Genomic DNA, 19,644 nt, shown 5'->3' on the forward strand with positions numbered 1-19,644 from the left:
TGTGCGTGATATCGGCTGATGGTGATAAAATGTCAAACGCACCCACCTGGACGAAAGAAACGCCCTATTCCTACGCGGTCGAGCAGGGCCGTTGCCGGGTTGAGCTTCAGTATGAAGAAGACGGTTTTCGCAGCGGCTGGGCCGTGTATGCCGGAGAAAATCTGATCCGCCGCTGCGCCGAACTGGTTCAGGCGCGCGTGGTCGCCATGGCGGTGGTGGCTGGTCGGGAGCCGTGAGTCACACGGCTCAGCGTTGGTCGAGTTTGATCTCGATGCGGCGGTTGCGGGCCATCGCCTCCTCCGTCACGCCGGGGTCGATTGGTTGAAATTCGCCGAATCCGGTTGCGGCCAGACGTTCGGCGGGAATGCCCTGGTCGATCAGATATTTCACCACCGAGATGGCGCGTGCCGACGACAATTCCCAGTTGGTTCCGAACTGTTGCCGCACTGGACGCACGTCGGTGTGGCCATCGACGCGCAGCACCCAATTGATGTCCGACGGAATGACCTTGCCGACCTCGATCAAGGTGTGGGCCAGTTCGGCCAACCGTTGCTTGCCGCTCTCTTCCAGGTTGGACGAGCCGGAGGGAAAGAGCAGTTCGGATTGGAAGACGAAACGGTCGCCGACGATTCGCACGTCCGGGCGGCTGCCCAGCGCCTCGCGCACGCGGCCAAAGAACTCTGAACGGTAGCGGGCGAGGTCCTGAACCTTGGCGGCCAAGGCCTGATTGAGCCGTGACCCCAACTCCGCGATCTGCACTTTTTGTTCAGCGGACGCTTTTTCCGACGCGTCGAGGACGGCGGCGACGCGGGCCAACTGGTCGCGCAGCGCCAGAAGTTGTAGGTTCAGCGCCTCCACCTTCTGGCGGCTTTTGCCGCCTTCGGCCTGTTCGCCCGCCAGCGCGCTCAGCAACTCTTTGACGCGGATGTCGCGCTGGTCGATGTCCTTTTGCGCCAGCATGGTCCGTTCGGCGGCGGTGGCGAGTTGCGTTTCCAACGCTTTTGAGCGGTCGCGGACGCTGCCCAACTCGGCCAGCAGGGCTTGCCGCCGCTCCTCGGCCAGCTTGGCGGCGGCGGCGCTGGCGGTCAGTTGGTCTTCCATGCTCTTGGCGCGGTCGCGCAAGGTGGACAACTCCGCGCCCAGCCCCTGGCGTTGCGTCTCGGTCAGTTTGGCGGCGGCCAGAGCGGCGGCCAGTTGTCCGTCGAGCGATTTGGCGCGGTCGCGGGTGGCCGTGAGGTCGGTGGTCAGCGTCTGACGTTGCTCGTCGGCGAGTTTGGCGGCGGCGAGAGCCGCGATGAGGCGGCTGTCGAGCGCCTTGGCCCGGTCATTCGCCTTGTCCAAATCCGCCATCAACGCTTGGCGCTGCGCGTCGGTCATTTTTGCGGCGGTCAGCGCGGCGGCGAGTTGGCTTTCCAGAGTCTTTGTTTGCTCGCGGCTGGCGTTCAATTCCGTCGTTTGGTTGAGCTGTTGCTCCTTGGCCAAGCGGATGATCGTGGCGGCGGCGGCCAGATCCCCTTCCAGTTTTTCCCGCGCCTCGCGCAACGCCTTGAGATCGTTCTGAAGGCTGATGATTTCTTTCAGCTTCAACTCGTAACTTTCGCGGTCCACCCGGACGGCGCGTTGCAATTCGTCCAGCGTGCGGGCGGTGCGGTCACGGTCTTCCTGAAGCTTGCCCATGGCCAGAGTCATGTCGTCGCGCCGGATGACGGAGGACTGCAATTCGCTGGAGAGTTGGGCGATGTTGACGCGCAGATCGGCGTTGGCGTCGCGCTCCAGCGCCAGCAGGTCGTTCATTTCCGCGACCTTGCGGTTCAGCGCGACCAACTGCTCATCCCGTCCGGTCAGGGTCGCCGCCAGATAAAATTGGGCGACGACGAAGACCATCAGCAGAAAAATGACCACCATGACCAGCGACGACAGCGCGTCCACCCAACCGGGCCATGCGTTGGCGTCCCGGTGGCTGTTGCGGCGGCTGATGCTGGCCATGGCTGGTCCTTAATTCGAGACGGGGCGCTTTTGCGGGACGGGTCTTTCCCCCTCCCGAACCCTCCCCCGCGTTGCGGGAGAGGGGACGATTTCCATTGCGGTCTCCCTCTCCCGCGTCAGCGGGGGAGGGTTGGGGAGGGGGCCGCGCTTTAGCGGGGCTGCGACTCCGCCTCTTCGGCCAGCGCCGCGATGGTGCGGGCCAGAAGCTTGATCTCGCTGCGGATTTCCTGCACGGACTGAACCCGGCCCACCGCCGATTCCTCGACGATGCGAGCCAGATAGATGTCCATGTTGCGCAGATGCTGGCGCGATGCGTCGTCAAACCCGCCGACGGCGGATTCGGCGACGCGCTCCAGCAGCGCCTTCATGTCCAACTGGCTTTCGCCCAGCCGCAGCAAAAGCTGCTGTTCGGCCCGCATATGGTCGGTCAGCGAGGAGATCCGCTCGGTCAGCGCCATCAGATTGGCGTTGGCGGAACGGCGCCCTTCCTCGGCGCTGGCGACGGTGCGTTGCAGAGAATCGAGATTTTCCGCCGTCTGCTCCAACAGGGCCTGGAGATAGGCCGGGACCGATTGCTCGCCAACCTCCAACCCGCCGGCGCCGCCGCTCGACAGGCGGGTGGCGCTGGACAGCCAGTCTTCCAAATCCTGGAAAAAGCGGTTGTGCGCCTGGCTGGCCTGAAGCTCCAGAAAGCCCAGAACCAGCGACCCGGCCAGACCGAACAGGGAGGAGGAGAAGGCGGTGCCCATGCCGACCAGCGGCGCTTCCAGCCCCTTTTGCAAATTGCCGAACATGGCGCCGACGTCGCCGCCATTGACCGACAGGCTGCCGATGACGCCGCCGACCGACTGCACCGTGTGCAGCAACCCCCAGAAGGTGCCGAGCAAGCCCAGGAAAATCAAAAGCCCGATCAGATAGCGGGACAGCTCCCGCGATTCGTCCAGGCGCGAGGCGATGCCGTCGAGCAGCGAGCGCATCGACAGCGCCGACAGCGTCAACCGCCCACGCCGTTCGCCCAGCATGCGGGCCATCGGGGCCAGCAACACCGGCTCTTGCAGACCAGCGGGCGGCGCGCCGCTCTGGTATTTTTCCAGCCACGCCACCTCGGGCCGCAGCATCAGCACTTGGCGGAAGATAAAGGCGACGCCCGCCAGAAGCGTGGCGAGAATCACGCCGTTCAGGGGCGCGTTGTTCAGGAAGGCGGCGCGCAGCGCCGGGAACAACAGGGCGCAGACGATGACGACGACCACCAGGAACAGGATCATCCGGGTGAGAAACCGCTCGGGACGTGTCATCGGGGTGGCGACCTCCAGGGGGCGGTTCGGGGCGATGGCGGTCATCGGGCCTCTCGTTGCGCGCGCCGGGGCGCGGCGTCTACTCGTTCAGAAACTCGACGTCGATGCGGTCGGCGGGGCCGCCGCCCAGGCTGTCGAGGCCCAGAGCGCGCACGTCGATGCGGCTGCTGCGGACGCCAAAGGCGGTCAAACGTTCGCGCAAACTCAGCGCGCGGGCCAGCGACAATTGCCGGGCCTCGCGCGCCGTTTCCGCCGTGCCGCTGGCGTAGGAGCGCAGTTGCAGCCGCGCGGTGTCGCTGGCGCGCAGGCGTTTGAGGATGCCGTCCACCAGGTCATCCGCCGCCTCCGGCAACGCGGGGGCCGCGCCGTCGAACACAAGGCTGAGCGCGCTGGCGGGCGGGGTGGCCACGTTGGCGGGCGGAGTCGCCACCGCCGGGGGCAGGGAGGCCGTCTGAGTCGGCGCGTTGGCGCCGACCGCTGGCGCCGTCGCAAGGCTTGGCGCTTGCGTCGTCGGAGCGACGGCGGCGACCGGGGGCGTGGGGATTGGCGTTGGGACTGTTTTCGCCGTTTGGGTTGGGCGCGGGGCCGGTTTGGCTGGGCCTTCGACCAGTTCGGGCAAGGCTGGCGGCTCAAACGGGATCGGCGACACGAAACGCGGCGGGGCCTTCACCTTGGGGGGCGTGCCGAGGGACGGGCGGTTCGGCACCGTCAGCGGCGTGGCGTTTTCCAACGACAATTTCGCCGGGGCCGCGACCGGCTGGGCCGGGGGGGCGGCGTCGGCGGGCGACAGCGCCGGGAGCGTCAGCGCGACGACGGCCAGCGCGCAGAGCGCCACGGCCCGGCGAACACCCGTCGGGTTGGAACGGCTCATGCGGTCGGACATTCCCCAACGGTCCAAGGCGGTGCTTCCACGCTTCCCAAAAGACCCCGGAACCATAGCGCATCGCCGCTTCACGCGACAACGCTCTTGCGGCGCCGGGGCTGGTTGTTCGACCGGACAAAGGTCAGAGCTTAGGCGGTCGGAGCTTAGGCGGTCAGAGATTAGACCTTGGCGGCCTCGCCCCGCTTGTCCGTCGCCGCCTTCAGCAGGCGCGTCACCGGCACCTGAAGGTGGGAGTTGGTGGCCAGGATGCTGCCGCCGAACACCGGGTTGCGCCCACCGCTGATTTCGCCGACGAAGCCGCCCGCTTCCGTCACCATCAGGGCGCCGGCGGCGCAATCCCACGGGGCCAGCCCGCGTTCCCAATAGCCGTCAAAGCGACCGGCGGCGACATAGGCCAGATCGAGGGCGGCGGACCCAAAGCGACGGATGCCCGCCACCTCTTTCATCACCGCTTCGGCTTCGCCCAGGAACCCGGCGTGATCGCCCCGGCCCTTGAAGGGAATGCCGGTGGCCAGCAGGCAATCTTCCAGACGGCGGCGTTCCGACACGCGCAGGCGCTGGTGGTTGACGAAGGCGCCCTGGCCCTTTTCGGCCCAGAACATCTGATCGCCAATCGGCTCATAGACGACGCCCGCGACGATCTCGCCGCTCTTTTCCAGCGCGATGGAGATCGCCCAGTGGGGCAGGCCGTGCAGGAAATTCGTGGTCCCGTCCAGCGGATCGACGATCCAGCGGGCGGTGGCGTCGCTGCCCTTGGACACGCCGCTTTCTTCCATCAGGAATCCGAACTCGGGCCGCGCCTTCTGCAACTCTTCGCGCAGAAGCTTTTCGGCCTTGATGTCGGCGTTGGACACGAAGTCCGCCGGACCCTTGCGCGACACCTGGAGGTGTTCGACCTCGCCGAAGTCGCGAACGAGACCTTTGGCCGCTTTTTCAGCGGCGCGGACCATCACGTTGATGAGAGCGGAGCGGGTGGCCATGAGCGTGCGTGTACCATGCTGTGCGGGGACTGAAAAACAATACACCGGCCCTCGCGGAAGGCGAGAGCCGGTGGATCAGGACAAACCGAAAAAGGGATCAGTCCTTGGCGCGTTCGATGTATTCGCTGGTCGCGGTGTCGACGACGATGCGGGTGCCCGCGTCGATGTGCGGCGGAACCAGAACCGACACGCCGTTTTCCAGCTTGGCCGGCTTGTAGGAGGAAGAGGCGGTCTGCCCCTTCACCACCGGGTCGGCTTCGACGATGGTCAGCGTGACCTTGCCGGGAATTTCGACGCCCAGCGGGCTGCCTTCGTGCGTCTGCACGACGACTTCCATGCCGTCTTGCAGATAGACGGCGGGGTCGCCGATCAATTCGCGGTCAATCGTGACCTGCTCGAAGGTTTCCTTGTCCATGAAGGTGAAGCTGTCACCTTCGGCGAACAGAAAGGTCATTTCATGCTCGTCCAGGCGAGCGCGCTCAACCGTCTCTTGGGTGCGGAACCGATCAATCGACTTGGTGCCGGTGCGCACGTCCTTCATTTCAAGCTGGATGAAGGCGCCGCCCTTGCCGGGCTGGACGATGGCGGTTTTGGTGATGACCCAGAGCTTGCCGTTGTGCTCCAGCACATGGCCGGGGCGCATCGTGTTGGCGTTGACCTTCATGGTATACTCATAATTTCCAAGATGCGGGCGGCGCGGACCCTAGCAGCTTGCCCCGGCTTAGGCAACGCCGCGCAACGGTTCTGGACGCCTTTGCTTGTGATTTGGGCGACTCGATGCTCAGATGCCCGGCCAATCCGCCTGTTCCCTGTTCAATTCGGATGATCGCCATGTCCCCTTCGCCGCTTGCCGCTCCCGCTTGGCGCCCCGATGTTTTCGCCCGTCGGGCGCCCTTTCTGGCCGCGCGGGGGCGCGTTTTGGCGGCGGTCCGCGCCTTTTTCGCCGCGCGGGATTTCGTCGAGGTCGACACTCCGGCCTTGCAGGTGTCGCCGGGGATGGAACCGCATCTCCAGGCCTTCGCCACCGATCTGCATGGCCCGCACCCGGACGACCAGCGACGGCTGTATCTGCACACCAGCCCGGAATTCGCCATGAAAAAGCTGCTGGTGGCTGGGGCGCCGCGTCTGTGGCAGTTGGCCCATGTCTACCGCAACGGCGAGCGGTCCAGCACGCACGCCCCGGAATTTTCGATGCTGGAATGGTATCGGGCGGGGGAGGGCTACCGCGCGCTCATCGGTGATTGTCAGGAATTGGTGCGCGGCGCGGCGCGGGCCGCCGGGCGCGAGCGTTTCGCCTTTCGCGGCATGGCCTGCGATCCCTTTGCCGACTGGCGGATTCTGACGGTTCCCGACGCATTCGGGGAGTATGCCGGAATCGATTTGATGGCGACCTATGACGGAAGCCACGATCCCGACCCGGCGGCCCTGGCGGTCGAGGCGGCGCGGATCGGCGTGCCGCCGCACGCGGGCGACCGCTGGGAGGACATCGTGTTCCGCATCATGTTCGAGCGGATCGAGCCGCATCTGGGCGCCGACGTTCCCTGTGTGTTGACCGACTACCCGTTGTGCATGGCGGCGCTGTCGCGACCGAAACCCGACGATCCGCGTATGGCCGAGCGGTTCGAGCTGTACGCCTGCGGTTTGGAACTGGCCAACGCCTTTGGCGAATTGACCGACGCGGCGGTCCAGCGCGCCCGCTTTGAAGCCGACATGGATCTGAAGGAACGGATTTACGGCGAGCGTTTTCCGGTGGACGAGGATTTCCTCGCCGCGCTCGCTTACGGCATGCCGGAAAGCAGCGGCATCGCCCTGGGGTTTGACCGGCTGGCCATGCTGTGCGCCGGGGCCGAGGACATCAATCAGGTGCTGTGGCTGCCGGTGGCGGAGGCCGCTTTGCGGCGGTGAGGCTTGTTGGACGCAGTCTCGGTTTTGAAACAAATGCTTAATGAATCCCCGTCACGCTTGAGCAGGCGAGGTGTTCGTCAGAAACACTGTCTTCTGACACAGGAGGGTTCCAATGCTGCGCAACGTCGTGTCGTTTTTCCTGGGAATGGGGTGTTTTGTATCCGCCGCTTCGGCGGACACCGTCACGTTGGTGACGACCGAATACCCGCCTTATTACGCGGCGTCGCTTCCCGAAAAGGGGGTGGTGTCCGCTATCACGGCGGCGGCCTTCAAGAAGGTCGGTTACGATGTGGCCATTGAGTTCCTTCCGTGGGCGCGCGCCGTGTCCGAGGTGGAGAAGGGGAGTTATGATGGGTTGCTTGGCGTGTGGCATTCGGCGGAGCGGGAACGTTTTCTCGTTTACTCCGATCCCATCATGGACAACGAAATCGGTCTGGTGGCGTTGAAGGATCGCAACATCAGCTACAAGGCGCTCAGCGAGTTGAAGCCCTATCGGATCGGCACCGTGCGCGGTTACGCCAACCCCGCCAGCTTTGTGGAGGCTGGTTTGACGACGGACGAGGCGAACGACGATCTGACCAATTTAAAGAAGCTGATCGCGGGCCGGGTTGATCTGGCTCTGGTTGACAAAGGGGTGAGCGACGATCTGATTGCGGGACATATGCCGGAGAGCAAGGCGAGCGTGGTGTGGTTGGATCCGCCGATCTCAAAAATTCCAATGTTCAATGGATTCGCCAAAAACAAGGCAGGCTATGAGCGGCGGGTCGCGGATTTCGCCAAGGGGTTGTCGGAATTGCGGGCGAGCGGCGAGTTTGCGGAGATCGTGAAAAAATACGGATTCCGCTGATTTCCAGCGCCTGTCGTGGAATGAAAAACGCCGCCGGATCGCTCCGGCGGCGTTTTCTTTGGCGGCGATCCCGATCCGGTCAGAAGGACAGGCGGGCCTGAAGGCCGATGATGTCGATGCTGCTCTTGTAATTGGCCGACAGATTGCCGCGCCCGGCTTCGGCGCCCGTCAGATCGTCCGTCAAGTTGACCGAGGTGCTGGGGATGAAAACATGCGAGTAGGCGGCGTCGACCTGCAACGATTCGGTCACGCGATACCCCGCGCCGACCGACAGCCAGTAACGATTTTGCTCAGGAATGCGCGGCGTGCGGTGTTCGACGTCCACGGCCCCTTTGTCGAAGGCGACGCCGCCACGCAGAGTCAGGTCGTCGTTGACCTTATAGGAGGTGCCCAGCGCGTAATACCAAGTGTCCTTCCACTTCTCTTCCGTCAGGGAGTTCAGCGCCGGGTTGTTGACGTTGACGCGCAGTTCCTTGAAGCGCGACCAGTTGGTCCACTGCACGTCGGCCATCACCGCCCAACGGTCGGTGATTTCCTGATAGAGGCCGATGGAGGCGATGTCCGGCGTGGTCAGATCGGCGCGTGCGCCCTGGGTCGGCAGGGCAGAGGCCAGCGAGGCGGGCAGGCCGGTGAAGGACACGGTGCCGGTCAGCGTGTGCTTGACGGCGGAACGATAGGCCAGACCGACGCGGGTGCTGGTGGTTGGTTGAATCAGGGCGCCAAGGGTGAAGCCCCAACCCCAATCATCGCCCGTCACGTCGCTGGTGACGTCCAGACTACCCGGACGACCGAGTCGGCTTGCGCCAAAATCGGACGCTTGCGACAGCTTGGCCTTGGCGTACTGGATCTGCACGCCGCCGCCGAGCGTAATCATCGGGTTGATTCGGTAGGACACCGTCGGGGTGAAATTGTAGGTCTTCAAATCAGACCGGATGCCATGATAACGGCCAATCCAGTTGTCGCCGTAATTGGTGACGAGACCCCAGGGGCCGTTGGCCGACAAGCCCAGCTTCAGATCGTCGTTGACCGAATAGACAAAGTAACCGGCGGGAACGATGGCGTCCTGGGCGATGTCGCCCGGCGTTGAATTGCCGGAAATCGACGAACCGCCAAGGCGAGTGGCGCGGGTGGCGCGGGCGTTCTCGACATTCGCCTTCACCATGACGCCCGACGCGGTTTGCACAATCTGATTGCCGGAGATCAGCCCCATGGTCGCCGGGTTGTAGAACATGGCGCTGGCGTCGCCATTGCCGCCCGCCGTAACGCCGGCATAGGCGGTTCCCTGGCCCGAAACGCTCTGCTCCTTCAACGCAAAACCTGCGGCCAGAACGGAGGACGGAACGGCGATTGGAGCGGCCACGGCGACGGCGGCGGCGGCGGTCAGAAGACGGGCTTTCAGCGTCATAGGAGACATAGTTCCTTCCCCAGATTGTGTTGTTGACGCTATGATACATAAACTGACGCATAGGTAAAGAGCGCGCAGGAGATTAATTGATCGAACGTACAAAGGGTCGCGCCGACCGTCGGCCTTTGCCAAGCGATCTTCGGGCAAATCGTTCGATTTTTCCAAAATGAGATGATTTTCCGCAACGTTGTTGCGTTGCGAAATCGGTCGGCGGGCCGAACAGGGGGATTTCTTAGACGAACCAGCCGATGAAAGAGGCGAAAGCCACGCGCAGAATGTTGCCTTCGTCGGTCCACACCAACTTCACGGTGATGGCGATGGACGCGGTGACAAGCATAGGGCGCACGATTCGCGCCCCGTTGCGGATGACCATATGGGCGCCAAGCTGCGCGCCAATGTACTGACCGGCCCCCATCAGAAGGCCGACGATCCACACCACATGCCCGCCGAGGATGAAGAACAGCAGGGCGGCGAGGTTGCTGGTCAGGTTCAGCACCTTGGTGTGGGCGGTGGCTCGGCGAAAATTATGGCCAAGCAGGGAAACGAAGGCGATGGCGAAGAAGGTGCCGGTCCCTGGCCCGAAAAACCCGTCGTAAAAGCCGATTCCGGTCCCGATGGACAAAGCGAAGGCGTGCTCACCGACGCGCTGGTGGGCGTCCAGATCGCCCGCCTTGGGCGACAGCAGCAGATACACCGCGATGCCGATCAGCAGGATTGGAATCACGTCGCGCATGAAGCTGGGATTCAGCATCTGAACGACCGTCGCCCCCGCCGCCGCGCCGACGAAGGTGCAGGCGATCATCGGCAGCATGGCGCGCGGGTTGACCTCGCCGCGTTGGACGAATTTGATGGTGGCGGACAGAGCGCCAAAGCTTGATTGCAGCTTGCCGGTCGCCAGCGTTTCAGCGGGCGGCAGCCCGGCGGCGAGCAGGGCGGGAATCGCCAGCAGGCCGCCGCCGCCAGCGATGGAATCGACGAAGCCCGCCAGCAGACCGACCGCGAACAACAGGCCCAAAGTCTCGGGCGTCAGAAAATCCATGGTCGTTCCGTCGCGACGCCGACGATCAGTCGGCGTCGGCCTCGTCGGTTTCGGTGATGGTGGTCCAAACCTTCGGCGCGGCGGCGATGGCGGCGTGCAACGCCTTGACGCCCGCGCCCGGCCCGTCGGGGTGGTCCCAAACGGCGCTGACCACCGCCAGGAAATCGGCGCCCGCCGTCACCAGCGGCGCGCAATTGGCCGCCGTGATTCCGCCGATGGCGACGCAGGGAACCTCCATCAGCTCCGACCACCAATGCAGAATGTCAGGCTCGGCGTGGTGTTCGGCGATTTTGGTGGCGGTTGGGAAGAACGCGCCAAAGGCGACGTAGTCGGCCCCATCCTCCGCCGCGACCATGGCGAGGTGGCGGCTGTCGTGGCAGGTCACGCCGACGATGGCGTCGGCCCCCATGATCTTGCGCGCGTCCCGGTAAGGCGTGTCGGTCTGGCCGACATGGACGCCGTCGCATCCCATCTCGCGGGCCAGACGGGGGTGATCGTTCAGGATGAAGGCGACGTCGCGGTCTTGCGCGATGGGGCGCAGGACGTCGCAGGCCCGGCGCACGTCGTCGTCCGAGCAATTTTTGAGACGAAGCTGAAGACAGGCGACGTCGCCCGCGTCCAACGCGTCGATCAAACGCGGCGCGAACGCCGCCGGTTCCAGAACCGGCGGCGTCACGAGGTACAGTCGGCAGGCGGATGTCTCCGCCTGGGACGGCTTTCCCTTGGCCAAGGATTACTCCTTGCCCTGATAGATCTTCATGATCCGGTCGAGCAGCTTCAACGCCTCGTCGCGCGGACGCTGGAAAGCGTTGCGGCCGATGATCGAGCCGTTGCCGCCGCCGTCACGGATGGCGCGGGCGTCGTCGAACACCGCGTCCTCGCCCTTGGTGGCGCCGCCGGAGAAGACCACGATGCGGCGACCGTTGAAGGCGCACTGCATGATGTGCTTCACGCGCTCGGCCTGGGTGCCGATGACGATCTGCTTGGACTCGTAGACCTTCTTGGCCTCGGCCTGTTCCAGATGCGCCGACGGCAGCTTCACCTTGATGATGTGGGCGCCGAGCAGGGCGGCCATGTGGGCGGCGTAGCCGATCACGTCGATGGCCAGTTCGCCGTCTTTGGTGACGGCGCCGCCGCGCGGATAGGACCACAGAACGGTGGCGAGGCCGTAGGACTTGGCCTCCTTCGACAGCTCGCGGAACTCCTCATACTGGGAGTACATGACGTCGGAGCCGGGGTAGATGGTGAAGCCGATGGCCGACGCGCCGATGCGCAGGGCGTCCTGGACCGAGGCGGTCACGGCCTGGTCGGCGGCTTCCTTCTGGGTGGACAGGCTGTTCGCGCTGTTCATCTTCAAGATCAGCGGGATCGAACCGGCGAAGGTGCCGGCGCCGGCCTCCAACGAACCCAGGGGGGCGGCGTAGGCGTTGCAGCCCGCGTCGATGGCGAGCTGGTAGTGGTAGTGCGGGTCGTAACCCGGCTCGTTCGGCGCGAAGCTGCGGGCCGGACCATGCTCGAAACCTTGGTCGACCGGCAGGATCACCAGCTTGCCGGTGCCGCCGAGCTTGCCTTCCATCAGGATGCGGGCGAGGTTCGCCTTGGTGCCGGGATTGTCGCTCTCGTAATTGGCGAGGATGTCTTTGACGCGGCGCGTGAGCTTCATTGTGGCTCTTCCCCTGGGGCGTTTTCTGTAAATGGCGCCGTCTTAGCCCAGACAGAGGCCGTTTGCAACGGGCCGACCGGCCTAAGGCGGCCTTTTGCCACGGCATAGGGTGCAGATTGGCAACGCGTGGGCGGCCTGTCCCACAGCCGCGTTCGCCCTGCCGCGCCGTGGGGGCGAGATGTGGCGACGGGCATGGTCGTCACGCAAGGTGTGTTTGGCGCGCAGGCTGGTTTCACAGGGAACCCTGTCAGATTTCACCCAGGTGCAAAAATTGAGGCAGGTCAAACCATAGGCGAACCGTCCGGGGGTATGGTTGGCGACAGAGGACGTGGCGGCGTTCGCGGCCTGTGATTTTGGAATTGCCCCCTTCGGGAACACCGGCATGATGGAATACAAGGGTTACAAGGCCCAGATCGACTTCGACAACGAGGCGGGATTGTTCGTCGGCGAAGTCATCAACACCCATGACGGCATCGGTTTTTCCGGTCGGTCGGTGGACGAGTTGAAGGACGCCTTCCATCGGGCCGTCGATGATTATCTTGAGTTGTCGTGCGACATGGGAGGAGAGGTCAACCAGCCCTTTTCCGGCCAACTCGCCATCCGCGTGAATCCCATGCTGCACCGGGCCATCGCCACCTGCGCCGAACGGGAAGGCAAGAGCGTCACCGCCTGGATCGCCGAGTGTCTGAGCCGGGCGACGGGCGTGTCCAACCAGCGTGACGGCTGACCGGATTCGCGTTTTGCAAAGCCCTTTGCGACTGAATTGTTCAGTCTTTGCAAGGCGCAACATGTCTTAAAGCCCAAAGCCGACCAAAAGCGCCCCGGCGCTGCGGTTTGCCGATGTTTGGCTTCGGAAACGCATCATTTGGCGAGCCGTGAGACTGGCATTCCGTTTGCTTCCCTCCTTTGACATGAGAATCAAAGGGGGACGCCATGAGCGGAACAAAACTAAGCTTGCGGGCCAAGCTCTGGGCGTTGGTCGCGTTGGCGAGCGTCGCGTCGATCAGCATCGCGGCGGCGGGCTTGTGGCTGAACAAACAAAGCATGTATCAGGATCGCAAGGCCTCTCTCCAGCATGTCGTTGAGATCGCCCATGGTCTGGCCGCCGGTTATGACGCGGAGGTCAAGGCTGGACGGTTGACCAAGGAGCAGGCCTTTGAACGCTACAAGGCCAACGTCAACACGATGACCTACAACGGCAAAGATTACATCTTTGTCCAAAATCTCCAGTACCAGACGGTCATTCATCCATTCCGTCCCGACGTGATCGGCAAGGACCAGCGCGACAACAAGGATTCCAACGGGGTCTATTTCGTCCGCGAACTGGTGGACACCGCCCGCAACAAGGGGCAAGGCTTCGTCGAATACATGTATCCGAAACCGAACACCGACATTCCACTGCCCAAGCTCAGCTTTGTGAAGTTCTTCGAGCCGTGGCAGTTGGAAATCGGCACGGGTGTCTACATCGACGATCTTGACGCGCGGTTCAACGAGAACCTTGTCAAGGTCATGGGCGTGGTCGCGGCGCTGGCGCTGCCGGTGATCGTCCTGATCGCCCTGGTCGGCAACGGCATCAGCACCCGCGTGCGTCGTTTGGCCGCCACCATGGGATCGTTGGCCCAGGGCGATCTGTCGGTCGCCGTGCCGGAAACCACCCGCCAGGATGAGTTGGGCGACATGGGCCGCGCGGTGCAGGTCTTCAAGGAAAACGCCGAGGCCCGCCGCCGTTTGGAATCCGAACAGGCCGCTGTGACCCAGCGCGCCGAACAGGACAAGCGTCAGGCGATGGATCGGCTGGCCCATGGGTTCGAGGGATCGGTCGGCGGCATGATCCAGGCGGTGACGGCGACGACCAGCGAATTGGAGCAGAAGGTCCGCGCTATGTCGCAGGCCGCCGACCAGACCAACCATTTGGCGGGCGTGGTCGCGATGGCCAGCGACACCACGGCGGCCAACGTGCAGACGGTGGCGGCGGCCTCGCAGCAGCTCAACAGCTCCATCGTCGAAATTGGCCAGCAGGTGACGGAAGCCAGTCGGGTGGCCGAGGAGGCCGTCGGTTTGGCCCAGCAGGCCAACAACCGGATTGGCAGCTTGGCCGACGCGGTGGACAAGATCGGCGCTGTGGTCGGCCTCATCAACTCCATCGCCGGGCAGACCAACCTGCTGGCGTTGAACGCCACCATCGAAGCGGCCCGTGCGGGCGAAGCCGGCAAGGGATTCGCCGTGGTGGCGAGCGAGGTCAAGGCGCTGGCCAACCAGACCGCCAAGGCGACCGACGAAATCGGCGGGCAGATGAGCGGCATCCAATCCGTGACCGGGCAGGCGGTGATGGAGATCCAGCGCGTCGCCGCCGTGATCGACCGGCTGAGCAACATCGCCACGGCGATTTCCGCCGCCGTCGAGGAGCAGAACGCCGCCACAGCCGAAATCTCCCGCAGCGTCCAACAGGCCGCCGCCGGAACCGGCGAGGTGTCCACCAGCATCGCGGGAGTCACCGTGGCGTCCGATCAAAGCGGGCGGACGGCGCGCGAGTTGGTGGACGCGCTGGGCAAATTGAGCGGGCAGGCCGACGGGTTGAAGAGTCAGGTCAGCAGCTTCCTCAGCACCGTGCGCGCGGCTTGATCGGACGGGGGTGTCAGGGCGCTCTGCCCCCTCTCTAACCCTCCCCCGCTTTGCGGGAGAGGGGACCCGATGAAGCCCGACAAAGCTCCTGTCTCCCTCTCCCGCGAAGCGGGGGAGGGCCGGGGAGGGGGCAAGCGACCTTGATCCCCTCAACCACCCACAAACAAAAAGGGCGCTCCCCATCCGGGAAGCGCCCTTTTCAATCCGGCGAGCCGGTAAGCGGTTACTTCGCGTTGACCATGGCGACGGCGGTGTCGCTCATGCGGTTCGAGAAGCCCCACTCGTTGTCGTACCAGGTCATGATGCGGACGAAGTTGCCGCCGATCACCTTGGTCTCGTTCAGCGCGAAGATCGAGCTGTGCGGGTCATGGTTGAAGTCGGTCGACACCAGCGCTTCCGTGTAGGCGCCCAGGATGCCCTTCAGCGGGCCGTTGGCGGCGTCGGAGATCGCCTTGGTGATCTCTTCCACCGTGGTGGCGCGCTTGGAGTTGAACTTGAAATCGACGACCGAGACGTTCGGGGTCGGCACGCGGATGGCGGTGCCGTCCAGCTTGCCCTTCAGGCCCGGCAGAACCTTGCCCACGGCCTTGGCGGCGCCGGTCGAGGTCGGGATCATGTTCAGCGCGGCGGCGCGGGCGCGGTGCAGGTCGCTGTGGTTGGTGTCCACAATGCGCTGGTCGCCGGTGTAGGAGTGGATGGTGGTCATGAAGCCGTGTTCGATGCCGACGAGGTTGTCGAGCACGTAAGCGACCGGGGCCAGGCAGTTGGTGGTGCAGGAGGCGTTGGAGACGATGCGGTGCTCCGCCTTCAACTGGTCATGGTTGACGCCATAGACGACGGTGATGTCTTCGTCGGTCGCCGGGGCGGAGATCAGCACCTTCTCGGCGCCCGCTTCCAGATGCTTGGCGGCGGCGTCGCGCTTGGTGAAGATGCCGGAGCATTCCATGGCGACCTGGACGCCCAGATCCTTCCAGGGCAGCTTGGCCGGGTCACGCTCCTGCACGACCTTGATCTCGTGGCCGTTGACGATCAGAACGCCGTCGCGGGTCTCGATGGTGCCGGGGAAACGGCCATGGACGCTGTCATACTTCAGCAGATGGGCGTTGGCCTTGAGGTCGGCGAGGTCGTTGATCGCCACGACCTCGACGTCCTTGCGGCCGCTCTCATAGATGGCCCGCAGAACCAGACGGCCGATGCGGCCAAAACCGTTGATCGCTACCCGAACAGCCATGTCTTCCTCCAATATGAAAATTGACGGCGCCCTTTGGATGCCGGGCGCCGCCGCCGCTTTTTCTCAGAGACGCGCCTTGACGGCGGCTGTGACCGCTTCGGCGGTGATGCCGAAGTGCTTGTAAAGCTCTTGATACGGGGCCGACTCGCCGAAACCGGCCATGCCGATGAACACCCCGTCGCTGCCCAGCCAGCGGTCCCAGCCCAGACGGATGGCCGCCTCGACGCCGACGCGCACGCCGTCGCCCAGAACCGCCGCCTGATAGGCCGAATCCTGCTCGGCGAACAGCTCCCAGCTCGGCATCGACACCACGGCGGTCCCGATCCCGTCGGCCTGGAGCGCCGCGCGGGCCTCCATCGCCAACGACACCTCGGAGCCGGTGGCGAGGATGGTCGCCTTGCGGTCGCCCTCGGCCTCGGCCAACACATAGGCGCCGCGCGCGCTGCGGTTTTCCGCCGTGTGTTCAGTGCGCAGGGTCGGGACGTTCTGACGGGTCAGCGCCAGCACCGACGGGCCGTTCACCCGCTCCAGCGCGATCTGCCAGCATTCGGCGGTTTCCACCGCGTCGCCGGGGCGCAGAACCAGCAGGTTGGGGATGGCGCGCAGGGCCGCCAGATGCTCGACCGGCTGGTGGGTCGGGCCGTCTTCGCCCAGACCGATGGAGTCGTGCGTCATCACGAAGATGGAGCGCTGTTTCATCAGCGCGGCCAGACGGATCGCCGGGCGGCAGTAATCGGCGAACTGCATGAAGGTGCCGCCGTAGGGGATGACGCCGCCATGCAGCGCCATGCCGTTCATCAGCGTGGCCATGCCATGCTCGCGCACGCCATAGCGGACATACTGACCGGCGAATTCGCCCCGGCCCTTCACGTCGACGCTGCCCTTGGCCTTGGTGTTGTTCGACGGGGTCAGGTCGGCGGAGCCGCCCACCATTTCCGGGATCAACGGAACCAGGATGTCCAGCGTGTTGCCGGACGCCACGCGGGTGGCCCAGCTCGGCTTGTCGGCGCTGATCTTGGCCTTGAAGGCGACGATGGCGTCGTTCAGCGCGGCGGGAACGCCACGGCTGACGGCCTGCTCGAACGCGGCTTGCGTGGCGGACTCCTGCGCGTTCAGGCGGGCGGTCCAGGCGGCGAGCGCGTCGGCGCTGCGGGCGCCGGCGGCGCGCCAGGCCGACAGAACGTCGTCGGGAACGACGAAGGGCGCGTGCGGCCAGTCGATGGCGACGCGGGTCGCGGCGATTTCATCGGCGCCCAGCGGCGAGCCGTGGCAGCCATGGGTGTTCGCCTTGGTTGGCGCGCCCTTGCCGATGATGGTGCGGCAGGCGATCAGCGTCGGCTTGTCGGTCGAGGCGCGGGCCTGGGTGATGGCGGCCTCAATGGCGGCCATGTCGTGACCGTCCACAGAGATCGTGTTCCAGCCATAGGAGCGGAAGCGCGCCGGGGTGTCGTCGGTGAAGCTGAGGTCGGTCGAACCGTCGATGGAGATGTGGTTGTCGTCCCACAGAACGATCAGGCGGTTCAGCCCCAGATGACCGGCCAGCGAGCACGCCTCGTGGCTGACGCCCTCCATCAAATCACCGTCCGACGCGATGACGTAGGTGGTGTGATCGACCAGCGCGTCGCCGAAGCGGGCGTTGGCGATCCGCTCGGCCAGCGCGAAGCCGACGGCGGTGGACACGCCCTGACCCAGCGGGCCGGTGGTCATCTCGATGCCCAGCGACGGATCGACTTCCGGGTGGCCGGGGGTCAGGCTGCCCAATTGGCGGAAGCGCTTGATCTCCTCGATCGTCATCCGCTCATAGCCGGTCAGATAGCCCAGCGCGTAGAGAAGCGCGGAGCCATGACCGGCGGACAGGATGAAGCGGTCGCGGTCGGCCCAGTTCGGGGTCTTGGCGTCGAACTTCAGGAATTTGGTGAACAGAACCGTCGCGACGTCGGCCATGCCCATCGGCATGCCGGGGTGGCCGGACTTCGCGGCCTCGACCGCGTCCATGGCGAGCGCGCGGATCGCGTTCGCCATCGTCTGAAGGGAGGGCTGGGCGGAGGAGGCTGCGGACATCGGGGCGGGTTTCCTGAGGTCGAACGCGTGGGACGCGCGATGGGCGACAACCGCGCGGGAGGCGCGATGGGCACAACAGAGTTGCGGGCGCCTGTCAAGGCTCCACAAGACGCGCGCACCATGCCGATCCCTTGCCCCTAGGTCAACATGGGAATGGGGCTTTGCCGGGCATGGCTGACGGGGTGAAATCGGGGCGCTTTGCGCGGCGCGCGGCCCTGCGCGCGGCGTTCTGCCCGACGGATGGCGCGGATTGGGTGTTGACGTCGCCCGGCGGGCGGACCAACTCTAGGCGTCCGAGCGGAGGACGACCGACGTCGCGGGCGTCCGCGTGTGGTTTGGGTTTTCGTCAAACGCTCTCTCGTCAAAGGCTTTGGCCCATGGAATCCGTAAAAGCCGCGCTTGAGCGCCTCAACCGCGCGGTGGACCGTTTGGAGCACGCGGCGACGGCGCGCGACGCCCGCGTGGCGCGCCGCCATCAGGAACTGAGCCAGGCGCTGGACACGGCGCGGGCGGAGCGGGCGACCGCCCAGGCCACCGCCGACACGGTGTCGCAGCGGCTGGAGGTCGCCATCGGTCGTCTCGAACAGGTGCTGGAGAACTGACGCCATGGCCCAGGTCGACATCGAGGTCAACGGACGCGCCTATCGGATGCTCTGCGAAGACGGGCAGGAGGGGCGGTTGCGCGAATTGGCCGCCTATGTCGATGGCCGTCTGAAGCATCTGACCGGCGGCGGCAAATCTGGCTCGGACGCGCAGATGATGCTGATGACCTGTCTGGTGATGGCCGACGAGCTGCAAGACCTGCTGGCCGGGCGCGGAGTCGTTCCGGTGTCGGTGGTCGAGCAGGCCGAGGTGGTCGCCGGACTCGATCTTGTCACAAAACGCATCGAAGAGGTTGCCGTTCGGCTCGAGCGCGCCTAGATTGGGTCTTGGAAGGTCGCTGCCCGGTTCGACAGATCGCAATAATCCCCAGGGCCGATAACCTTGATCCATTAGGGAGCTGTCCCTGTCCAGGCCCATGGCCTGATTACACGGCGCCCACCTGCTCATGCAGGCCATGGAGGATAGGCATATGATCACCGGCCAGGGCGGCCCCTTCCGCTTCCTTTTCTCCGCTGTTCAGCAACGTCGCCGATGATCGATTCGCCGATGATCGACCCGCTGGGCAAGAACGCCGCCCGCGCCGTGGCGCGCGTCGTGCGCGACGCCATCGTGGACCCGGACCAGCGCGACCGCGCGGCTCTCGCGGTGCGCGACCGTCTGGCGGAACTCACTTTTCCCGTATCGAGCGTCGGCGGTTACTGGCCGCTTGGGTCGGAACTCGACGTTCGGCCCGCTTTGCTCCATTTTAAACAATCCGGTTGCGCGGTGGCGTTGCCGGTCTCCGGGCCGCGCGGCACGGCGTTGGTCTTCCGTGATTGGGATCCGGCGCTGCCGATGGCGGCGGGCCGCTATGGGATTCAGGAGCCGGACGCGAGCCGCCCGGCGATTCGGCCTGCGGTTCTGCTGGTTCCGTTGCTGGCCTTCGACCGCAGCGGTCAGCGTTTGGGCTATGGGGCGGGTTATTATGACCGGACGCTCGACGCGCTGCGCGCGCGTGGTTCGGTGGTCGCGGTCGGCGTCGCCTTCGCGGCGCAGGAGGTCGCGGCGGTGCCCTGCGGCCCGCATGACGAGCGGTTGGATTGGATTGTGACGGAGCGCGAGACGCTCCGTTTTGGGGAATAAGG

Annotated in this window: 19 protein-coding genes and 1 other RNA gene; 9 read left to right on the forward strand and 11 right to left on the reverse strand. The window is 65.0% G+C overall.

What is annotated here, in order from left to right; genetic code table 11:
* Positions 1–29 precede the first annotated feature (29 nt).
* Positions 30–236, forward strand: a complete 207-nt coding sequence (locus tag ACODS4_RS17080; RefSeq protein WP_488865732.1) for a hypothetical protein — start codon at positions 30–32, stop codon at positions 234–236.
* Positions 237–246: 10 nt separating this feature from the next.
* Here the strand turns inward: ACODS4_RS17080 and ACODS4_RS17085 are convergent, their stop codons facing one another.
* The 5 genes from ACODS4_RS17085 to efp all read right to left on the reverse strand — a co-directional run bounded on the left by ACODS4_RS17085 (position 247) and on the right by efp (position 5,808).
* On the reverse strand, positions 247–1,986 hold the full coding sequence (locus ACODS4_RS17085) for a peptidoglycan -binding protein (RefSeq protein ID WP_488865734.1): 1,740 nt from the start codon (positions 1,984–1,986) through the stop codon (positions 247–249).
* Positions 1,987–2,135: 149 nt separating this feature from the next.
* Complete coding sequence (locus ACODS4_RS17090) at positions 2,136–3,326, reverse strand: flagellar motor protein MotA (RefSeq protein ID WP_488865736.1); 1,191 nt, start codon at positions 3,324–3,326, stop codon at positions 2,136–2,138.
* Between the two features lie 34 nt (positions 3,327–3,360).
* Complete coding sequence (locus tag ACODS4_RS17095; RefSeq protein ID WP_488865738.1) at positions 3,361–4,164, reverse strand: OmpA family protein; 804 nt, start codon at positions 4,162–4,164, stop codon at positions 3,361–3,363.
* Positions 4,165–4,322: 158 nt separating this feature from the next.
* The gene (locus tag ACODS4_RS17100) at positions 4,323–5,144 is read right to left on the reverse strand and encodes an inositol monophosphatase family protein (RefSeq protein WP_488865740.1); all 822 of its coding nucleotides are present in this window, start codon (positions 5,142–5,144) and stop codon (positions 4,323–4,325) included.
* A gap of 97 nt (positions 5,145–5,241) precedes the next feature.
* Entirely contained in the window at positions 5,242–5,808 is a 567-nt protein-coding gene (efp, locus tag ACODS4_RS17105; RefSeq protein WP_298376749.1) for an elongation factor P, read from the reverse strand.
* Between the two features lie 167 nt (positions 5,809–5,975).
* Between efp and epmA the strand changes: the two genes are divergently transcribed.
* Positions 5,976–7,049 (forward strand): EF-P lysine aminoacylase EpmA, encoded by a 1,074-nt coding sequence (epmA, locus tag ACODS4_RS17110; RefSeq protein ID WP_488865742.1) that lies wholly within the window; start codon positions 5,976–5,978, stop codon positions 7,047–7,049.
* Between the two features lie 112 nt (positions 7,050–7,161).
* The gene (locus ACODS4_RS17115; protein WP_488865744.1) at positions 7,162–7,896 is read left to right on the forward strand and encodes a substrate-binding periplasmic protein; all 735 of its coding nucleotides are present in this window, start codon (positions 7,162–7,164) and stop codon (positions 7,894–7,896) included.
* Between the two features lie 79 nt (positions 7,897–7,975).
* Here ACODS4_RS17115 and ACODS4_RS17120 read toward each other — a convergent pair whose 3' ends face one another.
* From ACODS4_RS17120 to ACODS4_RS17135, 4 genes are all read right to left on the reverse strand, one after another.
* Positions 7,976–9,301, reverse strand: coding sequence for an OmpP1/FadL family transporter (locus tag ACODS4_RS17120; RefSeq protein ID WP_488865746.1), 1,326 nt, complete (start codon positions 9,299–9,301; stop codon positions 7,976–7,978).
* A gap of 232 nt (positions 9,302–9,533) precedes the next feature.
* Positions 9,534–10,340: a TSUP family transporter gene (locus tag ACODS4_RS17125; protein WP_488865748.1), complete on the reverse strand. Its 807-nt coding sequence runs from the start codon at positions 10,338–10,340 to the stop codon at positions 9,534–9,536.
* Between the two features lie 25 nt (positions 10,341–10,365).
* Positions 10,366–11,070, reverse strand: coding sequence for a thiamine phosphate synthase (gene thiE / locus ACODS4_RS17130; protein ID WP_488865750.1), 705 nt, complete (start codon positions 11,068–11,070; stop codon positions 10,366–10,368).
* 3 nt (positions 11,071–11,073) lie between these two features.
* Positions 11,074–12,003, reverse strand: coding sequence for a class I fructose-bisphosphate aldolase (locus ACODS4_RS17135; protein WP_298376733.1), 930 nt, complete (start codon positions 12,001–12,003; stop codon positions 11,074–11,076).
* A 382-nt stretch (positions 12,004–12,385) separates the two neighbouring features.
* On the opposite strand from ACODS4_RS17135, the gene ACODS4_RS17140 reads away from it, so the two are divergent.
* Together ACODS4_RS17140 and ACODS4_RS17145 are read left to right on the forward strand one after the other, a co-directional pair.
* Complete coding sequence (locus tag ACODS4_RS17140; protein WP_488865752.1) at positions 12,386–12,730, forward strand: type II toxin-antitoxin system HicB family antitoxin; 345 nt, start codon at positions 12,386–12,388, stop codon at positions 12,728–12,730.
* 206 nt (positions 12,731–12,936) lie between these two features.
* The gene (locus ACODS4_RS17145; protein WP_488865754.1) at positions 12,937–14,625 is read left to right on the forward strand and encodes a methyl-accepting chemotaxis protein; all 1,689 of its coding nucleotides are present in this window, start codon (positions 12,937–12,939) and stop codon (positions 14,623–14,625) included.
* Between the two features lie 223 nt (positions 14,626–14,848).
* Here the strand turns inward: ACODS4_RS17145 and gap are convergent, their stop codons facing one another.
* Both gap and tkt read right to left on the reverse strand, forming a co-directional pair.
* Positions 14,849–15,856, reverse strand: a complete 1,008-nt coding sequence (gene gap / locus ACODS4_RS17150) for a type I glyceraldehyde-3-phosphate dehydrogenase (protein ID WP_488865755.1) — start codon at positions 15,854–15,856, stop codon at positions 14,849–14,851.
* A gap of 63 nt (positions 15,857–15,919) precedes the next feature.
* Positions 15,920–17,917: a transketolase gene (gene tkt, locus ACODS4_RS17155; RefSeq protein ID WP_488865757.1), complete on the reverse strand. Its 1,998-nt coding sequence runs from the start codon at positions 17,915–17,917 to the stop codon at positions 15,920–15,922.
* Between the two features lie 377 nt (positions 17,918–18,294).
* Here tkt and ACODS4_RS17160 point away from each other — a divergent pair, with 377 nt between their 5' ends.
* The 4 genes from ACODS4_RS17160 (at position 18,295) to ACODS4_RS17175 (ending at position 19,642) form a co-directional block, all read left to right on the forward strand.
* On the forward strand, positions 18,295–18,519 hold the full coding sequence (locus ACODS4_RS17160; RefSeq protein WP_488865759.1) for a hypothetical protein: 225 nt from the start codon (positions 18,295–18,297) through the stop codon (positions 18,517–18,519).
* 4 nt (positions 18,520–18,523) lie between these two features.
* Complete coding sequence (locus tag ACODS4_RS17165; protein ID WP_298372875.1) at positions 18,524–18,838, forward strand: cell division protein ZapA; 315 nt, start codon at positions 18,524–18,526, stop codon at positions 18,836–18,838.
* Positions 18,839–18,851: 13 nt separating this feature from the next.
* A non-coding RNA gene (gene ssrS / locus ACODS4_RS17170) (6S RNA) lies at positions 18,852–19,016 on the forward strand.
* Positions 19,017–19,051: 35 nt separating this feature from the next.
* The gene (locus ACODS4_RS17175) at positions 19,052–19,642 is read left to right on the forward strand and encodes a 5-formyltetrahydrofolate cyclo-ligase (RefSeq protein ID WP_488865761.1); all 591 of its coding nucleotides are present in this window, start codon (positions 19,052–19,054) and stop codon (positions 19,640–19,642) included.
* The last annotated feature ends 2 nt before the right edge of the window (positions 19,643–19,644 follow it).

The sequence above is a fragment of the Azospirillum sp. FG154 genome, from assembly GCF_057809575.1.

Coding starts and splice junctions, on each gene's coding strand:
- ACODS4_RS17115 (WP_488865744.1), top strand. CDS start 7,162: ATGCTGCGCAACGTCGTGTCGTTTTTCCTGGGAATGGGGTGTTTTGTA.
- ACODS4_RS17165 (WP_298372875.1), top strand. CDS start 18,524: ATGGCCCAGGTCGACATCGAGGTCAACGGACGCGCCTATCGGATGCTC.
- ACODS4_RS17120 (WP_488865746.1), bottom strand. CDS start 9,301: ATGACGCTGAAAGCCCGTCTTCTGACCGCCGCCGCCGCCGTCGCCGTG.
- ACODS4_RS17140 (WP_488865752.1), top strand. CDS start 12,386: ATGATGGAATACAAGGGTTACAAGGCCCAGATCGACTTCGACAACGAG.
- ACODS4_RS17125 (WP_488865748.1), bottom strand. CDS start 10,340: ATGGATTTTCTGACGCCCGAGACTTTGGGCCTGTTGTTCGCGGTCGGT.
- ACODS4_RS17135 (WP_298376733.1), bottom strand. CDS start 12,003: ATGAAGCTCACGCGCCGCGTCAAAGACATCCTCGCCAATTACGAGAGC.
- ACODS4_RS17085 (WP_488865734.1), bottom strand. CDS start 1,986: ATGGCCAGCATCAGCCGCCGCAACAGCCACCGGGACGCCAACGCATGG.
- ACODS4_RS17145 (WP_488865754.1), top strand. CDS start 12,937: ATGAGCGGAACAAAACTAAGCTTGCGGGCCAAGCTCTGGGCGTTGGTC.
- ACODS4_RS17160 (WP_488865759.1), top strand. CDS start 18,295: ATGGAATCCGTAAAAGCCGCGCTTGAGCGCCTCAACCGCGCGGTGGAC.
- gap (WP_488865755.1), bottom strand. CDS start 15,856: ATGGCTGTTCGGGTAGCGATCAACGGTTTTGGCCGCATCGGCCGTCTG.
- epmA (WP_488865742.1), top strand. CDS start 5,976: ATGTCCCCTTCGCCGCTTGCCGCTCCCGCTTGGCGCCCCGATGTTTTC.
- ACODS4_RS17080 (WP_488865732.1), top strand. CDS start 30: ATGTCAAACGCACCCACCTGGACGAAAGAAACGCCCTATTCCTACGCG.
- ACODS4_RS17090 (WP_488865736.1), bottom strand. CDS start 3,326: ATGACCGCCATCGCCCCGAACCGCCCCCTGGAGGTCGCCACCCCGATG.
- tkt (WP_488865757.1), bottom strand. CDS start 17,917: ATGTCCGCAGCCTCCTCCGCCCAGCCCTCCCTTCAGACGATGGCGAAC.
- ACODS4_RS17175 (WP_488865761.1), top strand. CDS start 19,052: ATGATCGATTCGCCGATGATCGACCCGCTGGGCAAGAACGCCGCCCGC.
- ACODS4_RS17100 (WP_488865740.1), bottom strand. CDS start 5,144: ATGGCCACCCGCTCCGCTCTCATCAACGTGATGGTCCGCGCCGCTGAA.
- ACODS4_RS17095 (WP_488865738.1), bottom strand. CDS start 4,164: ATGTCCGACCGCATGAGCCGTTCCAACCCGACGGGTGTTCGCCGGGCC.
- efp (WP_298376749.1), bottom strand. CDS start 5,808: ATGAAGGTCAACGCCAACACGATGCGCCCCGGCCATGTGCTGGAGCAC.